Annotated in this window: 1 protein-coding gene; it reads right to left on the reverse strand. The window is 57.1% G+C overall.

The window, feature by feature from the left end:
- Positions 1 to 19: 19 nt before the first annotated feature.
- Entirely contained in the window at positions 20 to 23,239 is a 23,220-nt protein-coding gene (locus AAFJ72_RS11520; protein WP_432774077.1) for a non-ribosomal peptide synthase/polyketide synthase, read from the reverse strand.
- Between the last annotated feature and the right edge of the window lie 4 nt (positions 23,240 to 23,243).

Below are 23,243 nucleotides of genomic sequence, written 5' to 3' on the forward strand. Positions count from 1 at the left end.
TCTTGGCAGATTGGATCCATTACTTTTCCTGGATGAGATCAAGCAAGTCGGCGATCTCTTCGTCATCCCAGCCAAATTCGGACAAATCGCTCGCAGCGGTTGTTGCCGGTTCTGCGGCTTTTTCGTCCCCGGCCAGTTCCAGCAATTGGCGCAGAGCGGTCACGTAGTAGTCCGCCAACGCTTCCATCGTTTCGAAACGGTACATTTCTTCGCTAAAGGCGATGGTTACGACCAATTGGCCGCCGACGACAGAGCAACCGAAGTCAAGCAGGTGCTGACGCTCGGAGTTGCGGTTGAAGTTGTCGCCTCTCGCTTCGCTCGCATAGCCGAACAAGGAATCTGTGTCGCGGATGGCCTGGTCAAGCTGGCCCAAGTAGTTAAAGCTGATCTCTGCTTTTGGCAAAGCCTTGAACTTCTCTGCCATCTCTTGATTCAGGTAACGGAGGATGCCGTAGCCAATCCCTTTGTTCGGAATGCTGCGCAACCGTTCTTTGGTCGATTGCAGCGCTGCTTTGAGCGAGGTTGTGCCTCTCGTATCCAGGAGGATGGTGTACATCGTTGTGAACCAGCCGACTGTACGGGACAGGTCGACGTCGTCAAACAGGTCTTCACGTCCATGTCCTTCCAGATGGACCAGCGTCGTCTGATTTCCGGTCCAGACGAAGATCGCTTCGGCCAAAGCAGTCAGCAAGACGTCGTTAATCTGGGTTTGGTAGACGGCTGGCAGCTCCTGCAGGAGTGCTTTCGTCTCTTCCTTGGACAGAGCGACGGAAACCGTTTTGGCAGAAAGCTCGCGGTTTTGGCCGTTTTCGTAATCTTTTGGCAGGGCGTTCACCTCTGCATCGAGGCTGTTCAGCCAATACGCTGCTTCTTCCCTGAGGCTGTCGGAATGGGCGTACTCTGCCAATTTTTCTGCCCAATATTTGTAGGAAGTCGTCTTCGGCGGCAGTTGCACCTGCTTGCCTTGCAAAAGCTGGTTGCACAGCTTGTTCAAGTCTTCCGTGATAATGCGCCACGACACCCCGTCAACAGCCAGGTGGTGAATGACGATCAGCAAGCGGCCTTCCTGCTCGCGGCCGAGGTCGAAGTAAACGGCACGGAGCAACGGACCATCTGCCAGATGCAAGCTTGCCTGCGCTTCACTGGAAATTTCCTCGATTCGTTCCACCTGGTGCTCGGCAGGCAAATCTGCCAAATCCACCGCGCTAAATGGAACGATGTCAGACCATTCAGCGCCCCACTGTTTCCACTTCCCATCCTCGTGATAGAAACGGAGGCGAAGAGCATCGTGGTGACCGAGCAAATGGTAGAACGCTTGTCGCAAGATGTCCGGATCAATCGGCGGAACAGTCAACAGTACCGACTGGTTCCAATGATTGCGATCCGCCAGCTTTTGCTCGAAGAACCAGTGCTGAATCGGCAGGAGCGGCACGTCGCCTGTGACGAGACCCTGCTCCGCGCAGATGCTGACTGACTCGCCAATCGCTTGAGCCAACTCGGCAATCGACTGGTTTTCAAACAACAGCTTCGGCGTCAGGCGAATGCCGGATTGGGCTGCCCTGGCCACGATCTGGATGCTCAGAATCGAGTCTCCCCCGAGTTCGAAGAAGTTGTCGTGAATCCCGACTTCCTCTACCCCCAGGACATCTTTCCATATCTCCGCCAGCACTCGCTCGACAAACGTCTCCGGTGCAGCGTATTCCCCGTCTGCTGTGTAGTCCGGCACGGGCAAGGCCCGGCGGTCTACCTTGCCGTTTGGCGTCAGCGGCAGGGCTTCCAGCATGACGAATGCGGCTGGCACCATGTATTCCGGCAGCTTTTCTTTCAGGTAGCTGCGCAACTCGCCCGCTTCGTAAGCGGCTCCGTCTGCTGGCACGATGTACGCCGCCAGTCTTTTGACCCCCGGCATATCTTCGCGGGCGAGGACAATCGCTTCCTTGACGGCGGGATGCGTGTACAGGGCCGTCTCGATTTCGCCCAACTCAACGCGGAAGCCGCGGATGCTTACCTGATCGTCGGAACGGCCGATAAACTCGATGTTGCCGTCTGGCAGGTAGCGGACGAGATCGCCCGTGCGGTACATTTTTTCGCCGCGCACAGGGCTGAACGGGTTCTCGACAAAACGTTCCTGGGTCAAATCCGGACGCTTGTGGTAGCCACGGGCCAGGCTGCTGCCCGCAATGTACAGCTCGCCTGCAACGCCAATCGGCACTGGCTGTCTGTTATCGTCCAGGATGTAAACTTGCACGTTGTCAATCGGGCGGCCGATGGAAGGCGGCGTTACCTGACCCGCTTGTACGGGAACGATACCTGCTGTCGCTACGACCGCATTTTCCGTGGGTCCGTACTGGTTTACCAGCGTGAATGGCACATGTTCCGCAGGGTACTGATGCAGCTTGTCCCCGCCAGTCAGCATGTAGCGCAGGCTGACGTGTGCCGGCCATTCCACAGACAGCAGGCTCTCGGCAAGCGGCGTCGGCAGGAAGCTGACCGTGATCCCTTCCTCTACGAGCCAATCGCGCAATTTTTCCGGAACGAGACGAATCTCTTCTTGCGGCAGGCAAAGCGTCGCACCTGCCGTCAAATACGGCCAGATTTCCCAGACAGCAGCGTCGAAGGCTGTTCCCGCGATTTGCGATGCCCGATCAGCAGGCGTGACCTTGTAGGCGTGCTGGTGCCAGAAAATGAGATTCAACAGCGCGCGGTGCTCGATTTCCACGCCTTTTGGCTTTCCGGTGGAGCCTGACGTGTAGATGACGTAGGCAAGCTCGTCCGTGGTTGTGGTGATTTCCGGCGCTTCTGTGCTTTCTTCGGCAATCAGCTCCCAGTCGAGATCAAGGCAAATGAACGCTGCATCCCCTGTTGGCAATGTCGCAAGCAATCGTTCCTGAGTCAGTACGATTGGCATGTTTGTGTCTTCCATCATGAATGCCAGGCGCTCTTGCGGATAGGATGGGTCCATCGGAACAAATGCTCCGCCTGTTTTGAGAATCCCCAGCTGGCCGACAATCATCTCTAGGGAGCGTTCGACGCAGATTCCGACAGGCGTTTCCGCTGTAACCCCTTGCTGTTGCAAGTAGTTCGCGAGCTGATTCGCTCTTCTGTCCAATTCAGCATAGGTGAGCGAGCCTTCTGCGGAGACGACCGCCAGTTGCTCCGGCAGCTTCCGGGCTATTTTCGCCACCAGCTCGTGCACGGTTTCTTCATACCTATAGGCGACCGCCGTGTCGTTCCACTCGATCACAAGCTGCTTGCGCTCTTTTGCATCCAAGAGCGGCAAAGTCGTAATCGACCGATCCGGCTGGGCGACGACGCCTTCCAGCACACGCTGGAAATGATTGACCATGCGCACGATTGTGCTGTGGTCAAACAAATCGGTATTGTAGTCAAACGTAGCGAGCAGGCCGTTTGGCGTCTCTGCCATCGTCAGGCTGATATCGTATTTGGACATGACGGCTTCGTTTTTGCTTTCAAACGGCGCGATCTCGATGCCCTCAAATTCATGCGTCTGCATCTGGAAGTTTTGCAGCGCGAACATGACCTGGAAGAGCGGCGAGTAGCTGAGACTACGCTCCAGCTCCAGTTCGTCTATCAACTTTTCAAAGGGCAGGTCTTGATGCGTGTACGCCGCAAGCGCAGTCTCGCGCACTCGCGCCAGCAGTTCGCGGAACGTCGGCGCGCCGGACATATCTGTCCTCATCGCCAGGGTGTTGATGAAGAAACCGATCAACCCCTCCGTCTCCTGTCGGTTGCGTCCAGCCACCGGACTTCCCACGATGATGTCGTCCTGACCGCTGTAGCGATAGAGCAACGTTTGGAATGCTGCGAGCAAGGTCATGAACAGCGTTGCGCCTTCCTGACGGCTGAGTGCATGCAGCTTTTCTGCAAGCTCCAGCGAAAATGTCGTCGTGTACAAAGCACCGTGATGCGTCTGTACAGCCGGACGCGGACGGTCTGTCGGCAAGGCCAGCAACGGCTCGGCGCCATCCAGCTTTTCTTTCCAGTAGGCGAGCTGTTGCGTAAGCACCTCTCCTTGCAGCCACTCACGCTGCCAGGCGGCAAAGTCTGCATATTGCAGCGGCAGTTCGGCAAGCTGCGGAGCATCGCCCTTGCACAGCGCTTCGTAAATGGCAGCCAGCTCTCCCATAAAAATGCTCATGGACCAGCCGTCCGAAACGATATGGTGCATGTTGAGCAAAAAGACGAACTGCTCGTCGCCTGTCTGGATGAGCGTAGCCCGCATCAACGGTCCGGTGTGCAGATTGAATGGCTGGGTAGCCTCTGCTTTTTCCAAGTGCTGTACCCGAGCATCCCGCTCTTCTTGCGGCAAGTCGCGCAAGTCGATGTGAGCGAGGTGCCATTCGATCGCGGGATGAATGACCTGCACCGCTTCCCCGTCGATGTCTGTGAACGTCGTGCGCAAGCTCTCGTGCCGCTCGATTATCATTTGCAAGCTGCGTTCCCATGCCGGGATGTTAAGCTGCCCTGTTATGCGCATCGCGGACGGAATGTTGTACAAGGCGCTGTCCGGAAGCAAGCGGTCCAGGAACCACAGCCGTTGCTGGGCAAACGAGAGTGGCAGATGCTGCTCGCGCGGCACAGGGAGCATCGGAACGTTGGCGACTCCCGATTTGACCTCCAGCCGTTCGGCAAGCTTTTCGCTGATCGCGGCTACAGAAGGATGCTCGAACAGCATGCGCAGCGGCACATCGACCGCGAATGCTTCTTTCAGGCGGGAAACTGCCTGGGTAGCCAAGAGGGAATGGCCTCCCCGCTCAAAAAAGTCGTCATGGATTCCGATTCGCTCCACCGCCAGTACCTGCGCCCAGATGTTCGCCACGATTTCTTCGACAGGACTGCGCGGAGCCACATACTGCGCTGCCGGCATGTCGCGTTCATAATCCGGTGCTGGAAGGGCGCGGCGGTCTACTTTTCCGTTGACCGTAAGCGGAATTTTCTCCATCCAGACGTAGCCTGCGGGGATCATGTATGTCGGCAAGGTCGTTTTCAGATAGCGAACAAGCTCTTCGTCACTCGGCTGCTGGCTATCGGCTGCGACCAGATAAGCGGCCAGACGCTTGTCTTCGGACCGATCCTGGCGTGCGATAACCACGACGTTTTGCACAGCGGGATGTTGTCTGAGTGCATTTTCGATTTCGCCCAGTTCGATGCGGTAGCCGCGAATTTTGACCTGGTCGTCGATCCTGCCCAGGAATTCGAGCTCGCCGTTGTCCAGATAGCGAACGAGGTCGCCCGTCCGGTAGAGCCGTTCTCCTTCCCGGCCGAACGGATGCGCGATAAAGCGCTCTGCCGTAAGCTCGGGACGGTTCCAGTAGCCTCTTGCCACCCCTTTGCCGCCGATGTACAGTTCGCCTGGTACGCCGACTGGCACAGGCTGCCCGTGTGCATCCAGCACATAGGTTGTGACATTGGCAAGCGGTCGGCCGATTGGCGGATTTTTGCCATCATCCTGACAACGCTTGAGCGTCGCCGTGACGGTTGTTTCGGTCGGCCCGTAGCAGTTGAACAACCGGCGGCCTTTTGCAAAGCGGACGACAAGCTCACGGCTGACCGGTTCTCCGCCGACGATAATCGTTTGCAGGTCAGGCAAATCAGCTTCCGGCAAGGCGGCCAGTGCAGACGAAGCCATCGATACCACCGTGATGCGCTGCTCCTGGAATACCCGGATCAGCTCAGACCCTGGCAGCAGCGACTCGCGATCCTCGATAACCAAGGTCGCTCCGGCGAGCAAGGTCATGACGATCTCGGACACCGATACGTCGAAGCTGAACGAGATGAATTGCAGAACGCGGCTGGTCGCGTCGATCCCAAATGTTTGAATCAACTCATGCGCCAGGTTCATGACGTTGTGATGCTCGATCATGACGCCTTTTGGCAATCCGGTCGAGCCGGACGTGTAGATGACATAGGCCAGATTGTGTTCGCTGACGCTTGTTGTCACATTGGTGGTCGGCTCATTCGCCAGTTCGCCGCTGTCGAGGCAAATCACCTGACGGGAAACGGCAGGCAGCCTGTCCTGCAACGATTGCTGTGTCAGCAAAACGCTCGCCTGCGAATCCTCGATCATGTAGGCGATCCGTTCTTGCGGATGCGCCGGATCAATCGGCACGTAGGCAGCTCCGGCTTTCAGCACGCCGAGAAAAGCGACGATCATCTCCGGTGATCGTTCGACGCAAATGCCCACCAGCGTATCCGGTTGTACTCCCAATGCAAGCAGTCTGTGCGCCAACTGGTTAGCCCGCTGGTTCAGTTCGGCATAGGTCCACTCCACATTCTTGTAGACGAGGGCCACGGCATCTGGTGACTTTTCTGCCTGTTTTTCAAACGCCTGATGAACGCAAAGCTGCTCTGGATATGCCACGCTCGTATCGTTCCATTCAACCAGTACCTGCTGGCGCTCGCGGTCACTCATCATCGACACTTCTGCGAGACGCTGCTCCGGTTTTGCTGCCATGGACTGGAGCAAACGGGACATCTGCTGCAACACGCGCCCGATTCGCTCGGAAGTGAACCGGCTTTGGTCGTACTTGATTTTCAGGATCAGTTCCCGACCTGGGCCGCAGACGACCGTAAGCGGATAGTTTGTCTGCTCAATCGTTTCCACGTCGGACAATTGCAACTGGTGGTCTTCTGCCTGCACAGACTCGCCAAGCGGGTAGTTTTCAAAGATGAAAATGCTTTCGAACAGCGCCGTGTTGCGCGGCATGTCACTCCAGCCCTGAATGTCGACGAGCGGCGTGTATTCGTACTGGCGCAGCTCCACTTGCTGCTTCTGCATGGTATGCAGCCATTCCCGGACCGTTTTGCTTGCATCCACTGAAACGCGAATCGGCAGCGTGTTGATGAACAGACCAACCATGTCCTCTACGCCGGGCAATTCAGCCGGACGGCCGGAGCCTGTCGCACCGAAGACGATGTCATCTGCTCCGCTGTAGCGGCTCAGGACAAGCGCCCACGCCCCTTGCACCAGCGTGTTCAACGTCAACTGATGCGAGCGGACAAAAGCTTGCAAATGGGCTGTCACGTCTTCCGGCAAACGAATTTCTTGCTCCGCGTATCCTTTTGCAGTCTCAGCAAGACCACTCGCGCTATCGCCCATCGCCAATGGCGTAGGCTCGTAAAAGCCTTTTAGCTGCTCGCGCCAGAATTGCTGGGCTGCCTGCAAATCTTGGCGCAAAACCCATTCGATATAGTGTGAGAACGGTTGGATCGGGTTGTAAGTAGCTTCTGTACCATTTGCCAGGGACAAGTACGCAGTGAACCAGTCTTTCAGCACAATCGGGATGCTCCACCCATCCAGCAGGACGTGATGGAAGCTCCACGCGAAGCGATAGGCTCCCTCGCTCAAGCGGAACAGCGTCCAGCGCATCAGCGGCGGTACCGTGATTTCGAAACTGCGTCTGCGATCCGCCTCCAGATAGCGGGCCAGCTCCGCTTTTTGCTCTGCCGGAGAGAGATGGCGCAGATCGATTTTTTCCACGCGCGCCTGTACTTGTCTGCGGACAACCTGATGCGGTTCCTCCAGACCTTCCCAAATAAACGCGGTGCGCAAAATCGAATGGCGGTCGACGACCTTTTGCCACGCCTGTTCAAAAGCTTCCACATGCAGCCCTTCCATGGTCATCGCCAATTGGACGACGTAGTCTCCCCCCTCCTGTTCGTACAGGGAGTGGAACAGCATGCCGCCTTGCAGCGGGCTGAGCGGATAGACGTTTTCGACCAGGCGATCTTGTCCCAGATGCTTGTCAAGAGCGCGTTGATCCATGCGTGCTAACGGGAAGTCGGACGGCGTATAGCCTCCTGCCTCTGCCGACTGGCTGTGTGCGATAATCTCGCGCAACGCTTCCATGTAGCTTGCCGCGAGCGCTTGAATCGTGCTTTCCTCGTGAATGTTTTCGTTGTACATCCACGTGACATGGAGCTGCTCTCCCGTAATGACGCTGTTGACATCCAGCAAATGCTGACGTAGCGCATTTTCCCCGAGATGGGCTCCTCTCGATTCCTGGGCCATGCCAAATTTCGACGCGGGCGAAACTGCCTGATCGAACTGGCCAAGGTAGTTGAAACTGATCTCGGCCTGCGCCTTCTCGCCGAGTCTTGTCCGCAGTTCCTCATCCGGACTCAAATAACGCAGGATGCCGTAGCCGACCCCTTTGTTCGGAATGCGGCGAAGCTGTTCCTTGACTGCCTTCAGCAACTCGCCCCACGGCTTCGTCGGCTCAATGGCAAGCTGTACCGGGTACATGCTCGTGAACCAGCCAACAGTGCGGGACAAGTCTGCACCCTCGATCAGTTCTTCGCGTCCGTGCCCTTCGAGATGGACAGCCATTGTCTTTTCGCCCGTCCAGCCATGCAAGGCTTTGGCGAGAGCGGCTAGCAGCACGTCGTTGATTTGCAGGCGGTATGGCGCCAGTGCATCCTGCAGCAACGCGCGGGTTTCTTCCGCTGTCAGGGAAAGGGTGACTTGCTTGACGGTCACTTCCGTGTTTTGACCTGGATCGAACGCGTGGTCAATCGGCAGTCGGCTCACCTCGCTGCTTTGGCTCAGCCAATATGCTTTTTCCTGCTCGATGGCTTCGGAAGCGGCATATTTTTGCAGCTGTTCGGCCCACGTTTTAAAGGAGGTTGTCTTGGCCGGGAGTTGCACGGATTGACCGGATGCCAGTTGTCCGTAGGCGGTTTGCAGGTCCTCCAGCAAAATACGCCACGACACGCCGTCTACCACAAGGTGATGGGCGACGAGCAACAGACGGCCAGGCTGATCGGCCCCGAGATGGAAGTAAACCGCTTGAACAACAGGCCCCTCCATCAGATGCAGGCTTGCTTGCACTTCGTTTGCGATTTCCTCCAGCCGAGCCACTTGCTGTTCGGCAGGCAACTCAGCAAGGTTAACACTGTAAAATGGCGCCGACTCCGCTCCCCCTTCGATCCGCTGTGTCCAGCCTTGCTCCGTCTTGGCATAACGCATGCGCAAGGCGTCGTGATGAGCGAGCAACACCTCAATGGTCCGCTCCAGGACGCTCAGATCAACAGGCTGTTGAACCGTGAGCAGCAAGGATTGGTTCCAATGATGGACTGACGGCTGCCCGGAGGCAAAAAACCACGACTGAATCGGCGTGAGCGGCACGTCCCCTGTCACGATGCCTTGCTCGGCGGACAGTTTCGCTGCTGGGGTGTCGTCCGTTACGATTGCGACGCCCGCCAGTTCCGCAATTGTCTGATTGCCCAGAAGCTGCTTCGGCGTCAGGCGAATTCCGGCCTGATTGGCTCGGGAGACAACCTGGATACTCAGGATGGAGTCGCCGCCGAGCTCAAAAAAGTTGTCGTGGATGCCGACTTCGGCAACGCCCAGCACACTTTTCCAGATGTCTGCCAGCTTGGCTTCCAGTTCGGTTGTCGGAGCGGCAAAAGTGCCTGCTGCCTCGCTGCGGGACAAGTCAGGGGCGGGGAGCGCTCTGCGATCTACCTTGCCGTTTGGCGTCAGCGGCAAGGCATTCATGAGAACAAAGGCGGCTGGCACCATGTACTCAGGCAGCGTTTCCTTGAGAGAGCTGCGCAAATCGCCTGTCCGCACCTCTAGTCCTTCTTTTGGCACGACATAGGCAATGAGTCGCTTCACTCCCGGCGTATCCTCCCGAACGACGACGACCGTTTCTTTTACCGCCGCGTGGCTGTACAGTGCCGTTTCGATCTCGCCCAGCTCGATACGGAAGCCGCGGATGCTCACCTGATCGTCAGCCCGCCCGATGAACTCGATGTTGCCATCCGGCAAGTAGCGCACCAGGTCCCCCGTCCGGTACATGCGCGTGCCCGGTTTTTCAGAGAAAGGATTGGCCACGAACCGTTCCTTGGTCAGTTCGGGGCGGTTCAGATAGCCGCGGGCCAGGCTGTCTCCGGCAATGTACAGCTCGCCCGCTACGCCAATCGGCACAGGCTGCAGCTTTTCATCGAGGATGTACAACTGCACGTTGTCAATCGGACGTCCGATGGATGGCGCGGACCCTTGCCCCGCCTCTGGCGGAACGATGCCTGCTGTAGCCACAACCGCGTTTTCCGTTGGTCCGTACTGATTCACCAGGGTAAACGGCAAGGTTGCCGGCGGGTAGTCGTGCAGCTTGTCTCCCCCTGTCAGCATGTAGCGCAAGCTGGTGTGTGCAGGCCATTCCAGCGCAAGCATCCTCTCGGCAAGCGGCGTTGGCAAAAAGCTGATGGTAATCTCCGACGCAACAAGCCAATCCCGCAATTTTTCTGGCACAAGACGGATTTCTTCGGATGGAAGGTACAGCGTCGCGCCTTTCGTCAGGTATGGCCAGATTTCCCAGACCGAAGCGTCAAAGGCTGTACCCGCGATTTGTGTCGCTCGGTCTTCTGCCTGCACGTTGTATGCCCGTTGGTGCCAGGAGACGAGGTTCAGCAAGGCAGCATGCTCGATCTCTACCCCTTTTGGCGTTCCGGTAGAACCAGACGTGTAGATCACATAGGCGAGACTTGCTGTCGTCGTCTCTGTCACCGGAGCTTCGCCGCTCTCCTTTTCCAAAACATTCCAGTCGTGGTCCAGGCAGAAGAGCAACGCAGCCGTCTCTTGCGGCAGTCGCGCAAGCAAGTGCTCCTGAGTGAGGACAACGGGCATGGCGGCATCTGCCATCATGAACGCGAGACGCTCTTGCGGGTAATCAGGGTCCATCGGGACGTACGCACCGCCCGCCTTCCAGATCGCCAGTTGACCGACGAGCATGTCGATGGAACGCTGTACGCAAATGCCGACGAGTGTCTCGGAAGTGATTCCCTGATTTCGCAGCCAGTTCGCCACCTGATTCGCTCTGGCATCCAGTTCGGCATAGGTGATCTGTCCGTCTGCGGAGACGACCGCAAGCTGATTCGGCATCTCCCGGGCGATCCGGGCAACCAATTCGTGCACGCACATTTCCCGTTCAAACGGTACACGCGTGTCATTCCAGTGCACGAGAACCTGCTCCCGTTCCTGATCGCTGATGAGCGGAATCGCCGTAATCTTTTGCAACGGATTTGCCGAGATCGCTTCCAGCAGGTTGGCAAAATGACCCGCCATCCGCTCGATCGTTGCCGGATCGAACAGATCGGTATTGTACTCGAAGGTTGCCATCAGTCCGTCCGGCAGCTCTACAGCAGTCAGGGTGATGTCAAACTTGGCGCTTACCCCTTCATGCCCTCTGTCAAACGGCTCGATACGGATGTCAGACAGCGTCTGGACGCCCAGCGGAATATTTTGCAGGACGAACATCACCTGGAACAGCGGCGAGTAGCTGAGACTGCGTTCAAGTGCAAGCTCATCCACCAGCTTTTCAAACGGCAGGTCCTGGTGTGCATACGCTTCCAGCGCGGTCTCCCGCACCTTTCCGAGCAAGTCGCGGAACGTCGGGTCCCCGGACATGTCGGTGCGCATCGCCAGTGTATTGACGAAGAAGCCGATGAGCGACTCCGTTTCCTGTCTGTTACGTCCGGCAACAGGGCTGCCGACGATGATGTCGTGCTGACCGCTGTAGCGGTAGAGCAAGGTCTGGAAGGCAGCGAGCAACGTCATGAACAACGTCGAGCCTTCTTCACGGCTGAGCGCCTTCAACGCGGTGAGCAACTCTGCCGAAAGTGTAATGGTATGCATCGCCCCATTGTGGCTTTGCACGGCAGAACGCGGACGATCTGTCGGCAGGGCCAGAAGTGGTTCGGCACCGCCCAGTTTCTGTTTCCAGTATGTTACCTGTTGCTCCAATACGCTTCCTTGCAGCCACTGGCGCTGCCATGCGGCATAGTCGGCATATTGCAGCGGCATTGCGGCAAGCTGCGGCGTTTCTCCCTTGCGAAGCGCTTCGTAGATCGCTGCCAGCTCGTCCATGAATACGCTCATCGACCAACCGTCCGCGACGATATGGTGGATGTTCAGCAAAAAGACGTACTCTTGCTCTCCCAGGATAATCAGGCTTGCGCGAAGCAGCGGGCCTCGCTGCAAGTCAAACGGCTGTTTGGCATCTTCTGCCGCGAGACGCAATGCCTCTGTTTCGCGATTGTCTGCGTCCCGCAAATCGATTCGTTCCAGCTTCCACGCGATGTCAGGATGAATGATTTGCACGGCTTCCCCGTCGATGTCGGAGAAAGTCGTCCGCAAACTCTCATGGCGCTGAATCATCAGCTGGAGACTGCGCTCCCACGCTTCGACGTCCAGCTCCCCGTACAGACGGGCAGCCGACGGGATGTTGTACACGGAACTGTCCGGCATCAGCCTGTCCAAATACCACAGTCGTTGCTGCGCAAACGAAAGCGGCAGTTGTTTGTCACGCGACACGGGTGTGATCGGCGTGCTGTCCATACGGTTTTCTCCCTGCAAAAGGGCGGTGATTTGCTCGCTGATCGCAGCGGTTGTCGGATAGTCAAACAGCGTGCGAAGCGGCAGCTCCACGCCAAAAGCCTGACGCATGCGGGAAACGGCCTGGGTAGCCAAAAGCGAATGACCGCCCCGTTCGAAGAAATCGTCATGGATTCCGATCTGCTCGACGGACAGCACCTGTGCCCAGATGTTGGCTACCATTTCTTCCGTCGGCGTACGCGGCGCGACATACTCCCGCTGGCTGGTCCGTTGTCCCCAGTCCGGTGCAGGCAGTGCGCGGCGATCTACTTTTCCGTTGACCGTGAGCGGAATCGCCTCCATCCAGACAAAACCGGATGGAATCATATAGTCGGGCAATGTTTCTTTCAGATAGCGGCTAAGCTCCTCTGCTGCCGGCTTGTCTTCGCCTGCAGCCACCAGATACGCCACCAAACGCTGATCGAACGCAACGACTACGGCTTCCTGTACCGCAGCATGTCGGCTTAGCGCATTCTCGATTTCTCCCAGCTCGATGCGATAACCGCGTATTTTCACCTGCGTATCGATTCGTCCAAGGAATTCAAGGTTGCCGTCTGGCAAATAGCGGACGAGGTCGCCTGTGCGATAAAGCCGCTCTCCCTCTGCTCCGAACGGATGCGCAATAAAGCGCTCGGACGTCAGTTCTGGACGATTCCAGTATCCACGGGCCAAGCCTTTCCCCCCGATGTACAGTTCACCGGGTACTCCTGCCGGAACCGGCTTCATGTGCGCATCCAGCACGTACAAGGTCGCATTGGCGATCGGACGGCCGATTGGCGCATGTTTCATGTCCGGCTGGCACAGCATCATGGTGGAGCATACCGTTGCCTCGGTCGGTCCGTAGCAGTTGAAAAACTGGCGACCTGCCGCATAGCGGGCGACAAGCTCATCGCTTGGTGCCTCTCCGCCGACAATCAACGTTTGCAAGTCAGGCAAATCAGCACTTGGCAATGCCGCGAGTACGGAAGACACCATCGAGACGGTCGTGATGCGTTTTTCTCGCAGTACCGTGATGAGTTCAGGACCCGGCAAAAGCGATTCCCGATCCTCGATCACCAGTGTCGCTCCGGCGAGCAAAGCCATGACGATCTCGGAGACAGACACGTCAAAGCTGAACGATGTAAACTGCAGGACGCGGCTGGATGGCTGAATCCGGAACGCTTCGATCAAGGCATAGGCCATATTCATCACGCTGTGGTGCTCGACCATCACCCCTTTTGGCAACCCGGTAGAGCCTGACGTGTACATGACGTAGGCAAGATTTTGCTCCGTAGCCCCGCTTTCTGGATTGGTCACAGGCTCATTTGCCCGTGTATTGCCATCGAGGCAAATCACGCGAGCGTTCGTCACTGGCAACATATCGACGAGTGATTGCTGCGTCAGCAAGACGCCAGCCTGTGAATCTTCGAGCATGTAGGCAATCCGCTCTTGCGGCAGTGCCGGATCGATCGGCACGTAGGCGGCTCCCGCTTTCAGCACACCGAGAATGCCGATTATCATTTCCGGCGAGCGCTCGACGCAAATCCCGACAAGCGTATCCGGCTTCACTCCTTGCGCAAGCAGTTGATGTGCCAGTTGGTTCGCCCGTTGATTCAGCTCGGCATACGTCAGCTCCTGCTCTTTGTACACGAGTGCGACGTGATCCGGTGTCTTTGCCGCCTGCTCTTCAAACGCTTGATGAACGCACAGCCCTGTCGGATACTCCACCTTCGTCTCGTTCCACTCGACAAGCACCTGCTGCTGCTCGCGTTCACTCATCATGCTGACGTCAGCAAGCAGTTGGTCCGGGTTGGCTGTCATGGACTGCAGCAGAAGCGTCATCTGCTCCAGGACGCGCTCGATTCCTCCACCGTCGAAGCGACTCTGATCGAACTTGATTTTGACGAGAAACTCTTCGCCAGGGCCGCAAACGACCGTCAGCGGATAGTTCGTTTGCTCCACCGAGTCCACATCTGCGATTCGGAAGCTGTGATCCACTTCTTTGACAGACTCGTCAATCGGGTAGTTTTCAAAGATAAAAATGCTCTCGAACAAGGAAGCGTTACGCTCGATTTCGCTCCAGCTCTGGATGTCAACCAGTGACGTGTACTCGTACTGGCGAATCTCCACCTGCAGCTCCTGCAATTCGCGCAGCCATTCCCGAATCGTTTTGCGCGGGTCCAGCGCCACGCGAATCGGCAGTGTGTTGATGAACAGACCGACCATGTTTTCCACGCCAGGCAAATCGGCCGGACGTCCGGAACCCGTTACCCCGAAAACAACATCCGCTTCGTTGCTGTAAGCGCCAAGGATTAATGCCCATGCGCTCTGCACCAATGTATTCATCGTCACCTGATGCTGACGGGCAAAAGCTTGCAATTGCTGTGTCCACTGCGCCGAGAAGCGAATGGAGCGCTCGTCGTACGCTTTCCGAACCGCGCCAGGTTGCGCTGCTTTTCCCATCTTCAGCTGGGTCGGAGCGTAAATGCCTTTCAAATGGCTGCGCCAGAAGCGCTCGGCCGCTTGCAAATCCTGGCGTTGCAGCCACGCGACATAGTGGGAAAACGGCTGCACAGCGCCAAGCTGAATGTCTTTTCCGTCGGCCAGAGCCAGATAAGCGGCAAACCAGTCTTTCATGACGAGCGGTACGCTCCAGCCGTCAAGCAAGACGTGGTGGAAGCTCCAGATGAAGCGGTACGCTTCGTCGCTGATCCGAAACAGCGTCCAGCGCATCAGCGGCGGTTCGGTAATCGCGAAGCTGCGTCTGCGATCCGCCTCCAAAAACGCGTCCCACTCCGCTTTTTGCTGATCGGCGGGCAGATGGCGCACATCTTTTTCCACAATTGTTACCGGAACATGCTTGCGGACAATCTGATGCGGTTTTACCACCCCGTCCCAAATAAAGGAGCTGCGCAAAATCGGGTGACGGTCCACGACCTTTTGCCACGCCTGCTGGAAAACGTCAACCTGCAAATGGTGCATCGTCATGGAAAATTGCACCACATAGTCTCCGCCCGTCTGCTCATACAAGGAATGGAAAAGCATTCCTTCCTGCAGCGGAGTCAGCGGATAGACGTTTTCAACGGAACGCTCCTTGCCCACGTATTGGTCGAGCGCACGCTGATCCAGACGGGACAGCGGGAAGTCGGAAGGGGTGTAGCCTCCTGCCTCTTCGGAGCGGCAATGGGCCATGATCTCGCGCAAGGCCGCCATGTAATCACGGGCCACTGCTTCAATCGTGCTTTCGTTGTGGATGTTTTTGCTGTACATCCAGGTGATGTGCAGTTGTTCACCTGAAATGACGCTGTTCACATCCAGCAAATGCGCACGAATGGAATCAGGGGAGATATTTGCGCCTCTCGCTTCATCCGCGATGCCGAACTTCGAATCGGTCGACACCACCTGGTCGAACTGCCCAAGGTAGTTGAAGCTGATTTCCGGCTTTGCCTGCACCTTCACCTGCTCTCTCCACGCGTCGTCATCGCTCAGGTAGTACAGGATGCCGTAGCCCATTCCTTTTCGCGGAATGTGGCGAAGCTGCTCCTTGACCGTTTTCAGCAGGCTGCCCCACGGCATCGTCTGGTCAATCGCAAGCTGCACCGGATACATGCTTGTGAACCATCCAACGGTACGGGACAGATCGGCGCCTTCCATAATCTCCTCGCGGCCGTGTCCTTCCAGATGGACGTACAGCGTCTCTTTTCCTGTCCAGCGGTTCAGCGCTTTGGCCAGGGCGGCGAGCAGCACATCGTTGATTTGCAGGCGGTAGGCGGATAGTGTTTCCTGCAGCAAGGCGCGCGTTTCCGCTTTGCTCAGCGAAAACGTCACTTGTCGCGCTGACGCTTCCGTGTTTTGGCCAGGCTCAAACGGATGGTCGACCGGGAGCGGACTCACCCCGCTGCCTTGGCGGAGCCAGTACGCTTTTTCCTGGTTCAACTCATCCGAGTTGGCATAGTTGGCCAATTGCTCTGCCCACATCTTGAACGAAGTGGTCTTCGCCGGGAATTGCACGTCTTGACCGTCTGCCAGTTGCTCATAGGCATGCTGCAAATCTTCCAGCAAAATCCGCCACGATACACCGTCGACGACCAGGTGGTGAATGACGAGCAGCAGTCTGCCCGCTTCGTTTTCCCCCAGGTTCACGTACACGGCCTGTACGACCGGGCCTTCCGTAATGTTCAGGCTCGCTTGTACCTCGCAGGCGATTTCCTCCAGCCGGGCTGCCTGTTCTTCCCGCGGGAGATTCGACAAGTCTAGGCTGCGGAATGGGACATGATCGCCGAGCCCATCCATCTGTTGCTTCCACGTGCCGTCCTGTCGCGTAAAACGCATGCGCAGCGCATCGTGGTGAGAGAGCAAGCTTGCGATCGCCCGTTCCAGAACGGCAGTGTCAACCGGCTGCTGTACAGTAAGCAGCAACGACTGGTTCCAGTGATGCAGGGGAGGTTGCTCAGCTTCAAAAAACCATTTCTGGATCGGGGTAAGCGGCACGTTCCCGGTGACGATTCCCTGCTCGTTTTCCCATTTCGCGCCTGTCGTCTGGCTCGCGTCTGTCACGACGCGCAGCAATTCGGCGATTGTCTGATTTTCGAACAACTGCTTCGGTGTGAACCGAATGCCTGCCTGGTTCGCGCGGGCCACGATCTGGATGCTGAGAATGGAGTCCCCGCCCAGTTCAAAAAAGTTGTCGTGGATGCCGACACTCGCTACACCGAGCACACTTTTCCAAATGTTAGCAAGCGTTACTTCCAGTTCTGTCACAGGCGCCACATAACGGTCAGTTGCCTCGCCGCCCACATATTCCGGTGTTGGCAGTGCCCGGCGGTCCACTTTTCCGTTCGGCGTCAGCGGGAGGCTGTCCATTTTCACGAAAGCGGACGGAATCATGTACTCCGGCAGCTTGGTTTTGAGATACGAGCGCATCTCGACAGGTTCAACCGCTTCGCCTTCTGCAAAAACAAGGTAGGCGCAAAGCCGCTTGTCGCCAGGCGTATCCTCTCGCACCAGGAGGAACGCGTCTTGCACAGCCGGGTGGCTCGCGAGCGCTGTCTCGATCTCGCCCAATTCGATGCGGAAGCCGCGTATTTTGACCTGGTTGTCGATCCGCCCGATAAAGTCAAGCGTGCCGTCCGGCAAATAGCGAACCAGATCGCCTGTCCGGTACAGGCGTGAACCTTTTTGCGGGTCAAACGGGTTGTCCACGAACCGCTCTACGGTCAGCTCCGGATTGTTCAAATAGCCAAGAGCCAGACCATCTCCGCTGATATACAATTCACCTGCTACTCCCAGCGGAACAGGCTGTCTGTTTTTGTCCAGAACGTACACCGTCGTGTTGCTGATTGGACGGCCAATCGAGAACGAGGTGATCTCGTCTGCAAGCTCCGTGACCGGATGGCAGCACGTAAACGTCGTGTTTTCCGTCGGGCCATAGCCGTTGATGACGGTGATTCCGCCCATGGCCAGCACCTTGCGCACATGCGGGACGGAGACGACGTCACCGCCGACGAGCAACTGCCGCACGCCGCGCAAATATTCGGCTTTGTGATCGACCAGGATGGAAAACAGCCCGGCTGTCAGCCACAGCGTCGTCACCTTGTGCTTTTGGATCGCTTCGCCCAGCTCATCCAGCGAAGGCAGATGCGGCGGCATCAGCACAAGCTTTGCTCCATTCAGCAGCGCTCCCCAGATTTCAAAAGTAGCCGCGTCAAACGATACGGTCGATGCTTGCAAAAAGACGTCTTCTTCGCTGATCGTGACGTAATTCGTTTCCTTGACCAGACGGACAATTCCGCGATGCGGGACGAGAACTCCTTTTGGTGTACCCGTAGAGCCTGACGTGTAGATGACGTAGGCGAGACTGTCTTTGGTCGTATCCACGACTGGCGCAAGCGTACTTTCCTCCGCCCAGTTCTTGCTGTCGCGGTCGAGGCAGACAACGCGGTGCTTTCCGCTTTTCCACATCTTCGCCAGATGCTTTTGGGTCAGCAAGACGGACACGTTGGCATCCGCCAGCATGAAGTCGAGACGCTCTTTTGGATACGCCGGGTCGAGCGGCACGTACGCCCCGCCTGCCTTGAGAATCGCAAGCAGACCGATGAGCATGTCCAGCGAGCGCTCCACGCATATCCCGACAAAAGTACCTGTCTCCACTCCTTGCTTTTGCAAGTAGTGAGCAAGCTGGTTCGCTTTCGCCTCCAGCTCGGCATAGGTCAACTGCTGGTCGTCCGCGACGACGGCGATGCGTTCCGGGTGCTTGGCTGCTGTTTCTGCAAACAGTTGCGCCACAGTTTTCTCACGCGGATAGTCGGTGGCTGTATCGTTCCACTCGACGATCAGCTTGTGCCGTTCGCTCTCGCTCAAGTACGCAAGCTGGCCAATCGGCACTTCCGGTTCGGCGACGACAGCCTCCAGCAGATTTTGCAAATGTTCCGCCATACGCTCGATGGTCGCGCGGTCGAACAAATCCGTGCTGTACTCAAACGAGGCAATGAGCCTGTCCGCCTGCTCTCTCATCGTCAGCGTCAGGTCGAACTTGGAGGTCGTCAAGTGGCGCTCCGTATCGAGCAGCGTCAGCTGGATCTTCGACGATTCCGCTTCCTCGAGTGGGAAGTTTTGCAGGACGAACATGACCTGGAACAGCGGCGAGTAGCTCAGGCTGCGCTCCAGTTGCAGCTCATCGACCAGTTTTTCAAAAGGCACATCCTGATGCGCGTAGGCTGCCAGGGCTGTTTCCCGAACCCGTGCCAGCAATTCGGTAAAGGTAAGCTCGCCGGATAGCTGTGTTCGCAGCGCCAGCGTGTTGACGAAAAACCCGATCAGTTTCTCCGTTTCCTGGCGATTGCGGCCAGCAACCGGGCTGCCCACCACGATGTCTTCCTGACCGCTGTAGCGGTACAGAAGGGTTTGGAAAGCCGCGAGCAGCGTCATAAACAAGGTAGCATTCGCTTCCTTGCTAAGGGCTTTCAGCTTGCCGAGCAAATCCCGCGAGAAAGTGGTGGTATAGACTGCCCCCGCGTAGCTTTGGACAGCAGGGCGCGGACGGTCTGTCGGCAGAGCCAAAAGCGGTTCCGCTCCGCTCAGTTTCTCTTTCCAGTAGGCAACCTGCTGCTCCAATACCTCGCCAGCCAGCCATTTACGCTGCCAGGCGGCAAAGTCCGCGTACTGAATCGGCATCTCTTCTAGCGTTGGCACCTCGCCTTTGCGGAAAGCTTCGTAATAGGCCAATAATTCGCGCAGGAAGACGCCCATCGACCAGCCGTCAGAGATAATGTGGTGCATGTTGAGGAAAAAGACATACTCTTGGTTGTCCATTCGGATCATCGACGCGCGCAGCAGCGGCCCTTGTCTCAGGTTGAACGGATGGGCCGCTTCGGCAACAGCCAGTCGGCCTACTTCCCGTTCCCGCGCATCCGCGTCAAGCTCGCGCAAGTCCAGCACAGCAAGCTGCCAGTCCAGCTGCGGATGGATTACCTGCACGGCTTGTCCATCTTCGTCCGTGAACGTTGTACGCAAGCTTTCATGGCGCGAAATGATCGTCTGCAAACTTTTTTCCCAGGCCGCTACGTCCAGCTCTCCCTGCATGCGAAGCGCAAACGGAATGTTGTACATCGGATTGTCCGGCATGAGCTGATCGAGGAACCACAGCCGCTGCTGGGCAAAAGACAACGGCAGCTTGCCCTCTCGCGGCACAGGCTGAATCGTGGTACCGTCCGCCTCTTTTTCGCCCACCAGGAGGGCAGCGGCTTGCTCACTCCATGCGGCAATCGTCGGATGCTCAAAAATGGAACGCACAGACAGCTCTGCGCCAAACGCTTCGCGCATCCTGGAAACGACCCGTGTTGCCAGCAACGAATGTCCGCCAAGCTCGAAAAAGTTGTCGTAAATCCCTACTTGTTCGACTCCAAGCACCTGCGACCAGATGTTGGCAATGAGCTCTTCTGCCTGATTGCGCGGTCCTATGTATTCCCTAGAAAGAGCGGAAGTGTCCCATTCCGGCTCCGGCAGTCGTCTGCGGTCGATCTTGCCGTTCGCCGTTAACGGCATGGCATCGAGGAATACGTAAAAAGTCGGCACCATGAACTCAGGCAGCTTTGCTTTTGCCCATGCCTGCAAGTCGGACACATGGAGCGATCCCTCTTCTGATGTGGTCACATACGCTGTCAAGTGCTTCTCGCCCTGCTTGTTTTCGCGGGCCAGCACCACGATTTCGCTCACAGCCGGATGCAACGAGAGCGCTGCTTCCACCTCGCCCAATTCGATGCGGAAACCGCGAATCTTGACCTGGTTGTCGATCCGCCCGATAAAGTCAAGCGTGCCGTCCGGCAAATAGCGGACCAGATCGCCTGTCCGGTACAGGCGTGAACCTTTTTGCGGGTCGAACGGATTGTCCACGAACCGCTCTGCGGTCAGCTCTGGATTGTTCAAATAGCCCAGAGCGAGGCCGTCTCCCCCTATGTATAGTTCGCCTGCAACACCAATCGGAACAGGCTGTCTGTTTTTGTCCAGAACGTACACCGTCGTATTGCTGATCGGACGGCCAATCGAGAACGAGGTGATCTCGTCTGCAAGCTCCGTGACCGGATGGCAGCACGTAAACGTCGTGTTTTCCGTCGGGCCATAGCCGTTGATGACGGTGATGCCGCCCATGGCCAGCACCTTGCGCACATGCGGGACGGAGACGACGTCACCGCCGACGAGCAACTGCCGCACGCCGCGCAAATATTCGGCTTTGTGGTCGACCAGGATGGAAAACAGCCCGGCTGTCAGCCACAGTGTCGTCACGTTGTGTTTTTGAATCGCTTCGCCCAGCTCATCGAGCGAAGGCAGATGCGGCGGCATCAGCACAAGCTTCGCTCCGTTCAGCAGCGCTCCCCAGATTTCAAAAGTAGCCGCGTCAAACGATACGGTCGATGCTTGCAAAAAGACGTCTTCTTCGCTGATCGTGACGTAATTCGTTTCCTTGACCAGACGGACAATTCCGCGATGCGGGACGAGAACTCCTTTTGGTGTACCCGTAGAGCCTGACGTGTAGATGACGTAGGCGAGACTGTCTTTGGTCGTATCCACGACTGGCGCAAGCGTACTTTCCTCCGCCCAGTTCTTGCTGTCGCGGTCGAGGCAGACAACGCGGTGCTTTCCGCTTTTCCACATCTTCGCCAGATGCTTTTGGGTCAGCAAGACGGACACGTTGGCATCCGCCAGCATGAAGTCGAGACGCTCTTTTGGATACGCCGGGTCGAGCGGCACGTACGCCCCGCCTGCCTTGAGAATCGCAAGCAGTCCGACGAGCATGTCCGCCGAGCGTTCAACGCATATCCCGACAAAAGTACCTGTCTCCACTCCTTGCTTTTGCAAGTAGTGAGCAAGCTGGTTCGCTTTCGTCTCCAGTTCGGCATAGGTCAACTGCTGGTCGCCCGCGACAACAGCGATGCGCTCCGGGTACTTGGCGGCCGTTTCTGCAAACAGTTGATGGACCGTTTTGTCGGCAGGATAGTGGGTCGCAGTCTGATTCAGTTCAAACAGCAAGTGCTGCTTCTCTTCCTCGCTGAGCAAAGAGAGCGTGGACAGGCGCTGCTCCGGATTGTCAACGATTGCCTCCAGAATACGTTCGAGCTGGTCTAGAGTCCGCTCGATTGCCGCTGGCTCAAAGCGCTCTGTCGCGTACATCATTTTGATGCGGAACGGATCCCCCGGAATCCCGACAACGGTGAGCGGATTATCCACCTCCTGGAAGTGTTGCACATGGGAGATGGTAAACCCGACCTCCTGCTCGGCCTCTTCCCCGAGCGGGTAGTTTTCAAATACGAAAATGCTTTCGAACAGCGGCATCCCGCGCGGAACATCCGTCCAGCCCTGAATGTCGACCAATGACGTGTATTCATACTGGCGGACTCTGGATTGCTGTTCCTGCAATTCCTTGAACCAGTGAGCCAGCGTGTTCTCGGGAGCGACAATCGCCTTCATCGGCAAGGTGTTGATGAACATCCCCACCATCTGCTCCACGCCGGGCAGGTCGCTCGGGCGACCGGAGCCGGTTACCCCGTACACCACGCTTTCCTCGCCGCTCAGACGGCTGAGGAGGATCGCCCATGCGCCTTGCACGATGGTGTTGATGGTGACTTTGTACGTCCGCGCCAATTTGGAAAGCGCTTTGGTCACGTCACGAGATAAAATTTTTGTCGCTTCCCGAATGCCTTTTTCCGTCTCTTGCTTCCTTTTGGCATACGATTCAAAAGGAAGCGGCGTCGGGTTCTCGATTTCGCCCAAAAACTCGCGCCAAAACGTCTCGGCTGCCTGCTTGTCCTGACGGCGAAGCCAGGAGACGTAATCCTTGAACGGTCTTGGCTGCGGCAATCTCAACTCTTTGCCTTGGCGATACGCCTCATAAAATTCGAGAACCTCCTGAAAAACGATCGGGCTGCTCCAGCCGTCCAACAGCAGATGATGGAAGCTCCAGACGAGCTGGTGCACGGCTTCGGCCTTTTTGATGACCGTTACGCGCATGAGCGGGGCTTCGCTCAAGTCGAAGCCCGCTTCTTTTTCCTTTTGCAAAAACGCTGCCAGCATCGTTTCCTGTTCAGTCTCGCTGTGATCGGACCAGTCTTCCTGGTGGATGGAAAAAGGAACATGCTCGAAGACCACCTGCAGCGGCTTCTCGACCTCTTCCCAGAGGAAGCCGGTTCGCAAAATCGAATGTCTTTGCACCACTTTGTTCCAGGCTTTTTCAAAGCTTGCGATGTCAAGCTCGCCTGTAAGAACGGCGGTGTTCTGGATCATATAGGCCGAACCTTCGGAGTACAGCGAATGGAACAGCATTCCTTCCTGCAGCGGGGTTAAGGTGTACAGATCAGTGAAATTCCCCATCGAG

Origin of the sequence: Brevibacillus gelatini, assembly GCF_050920745.1 — a bacterium.
Classification (GTDB): Bacteria; Bacillota; Bacilli; order Brevibacillales; family Brevibacillaceae; genus Brevibacillus; species Brevibacillus gelatini.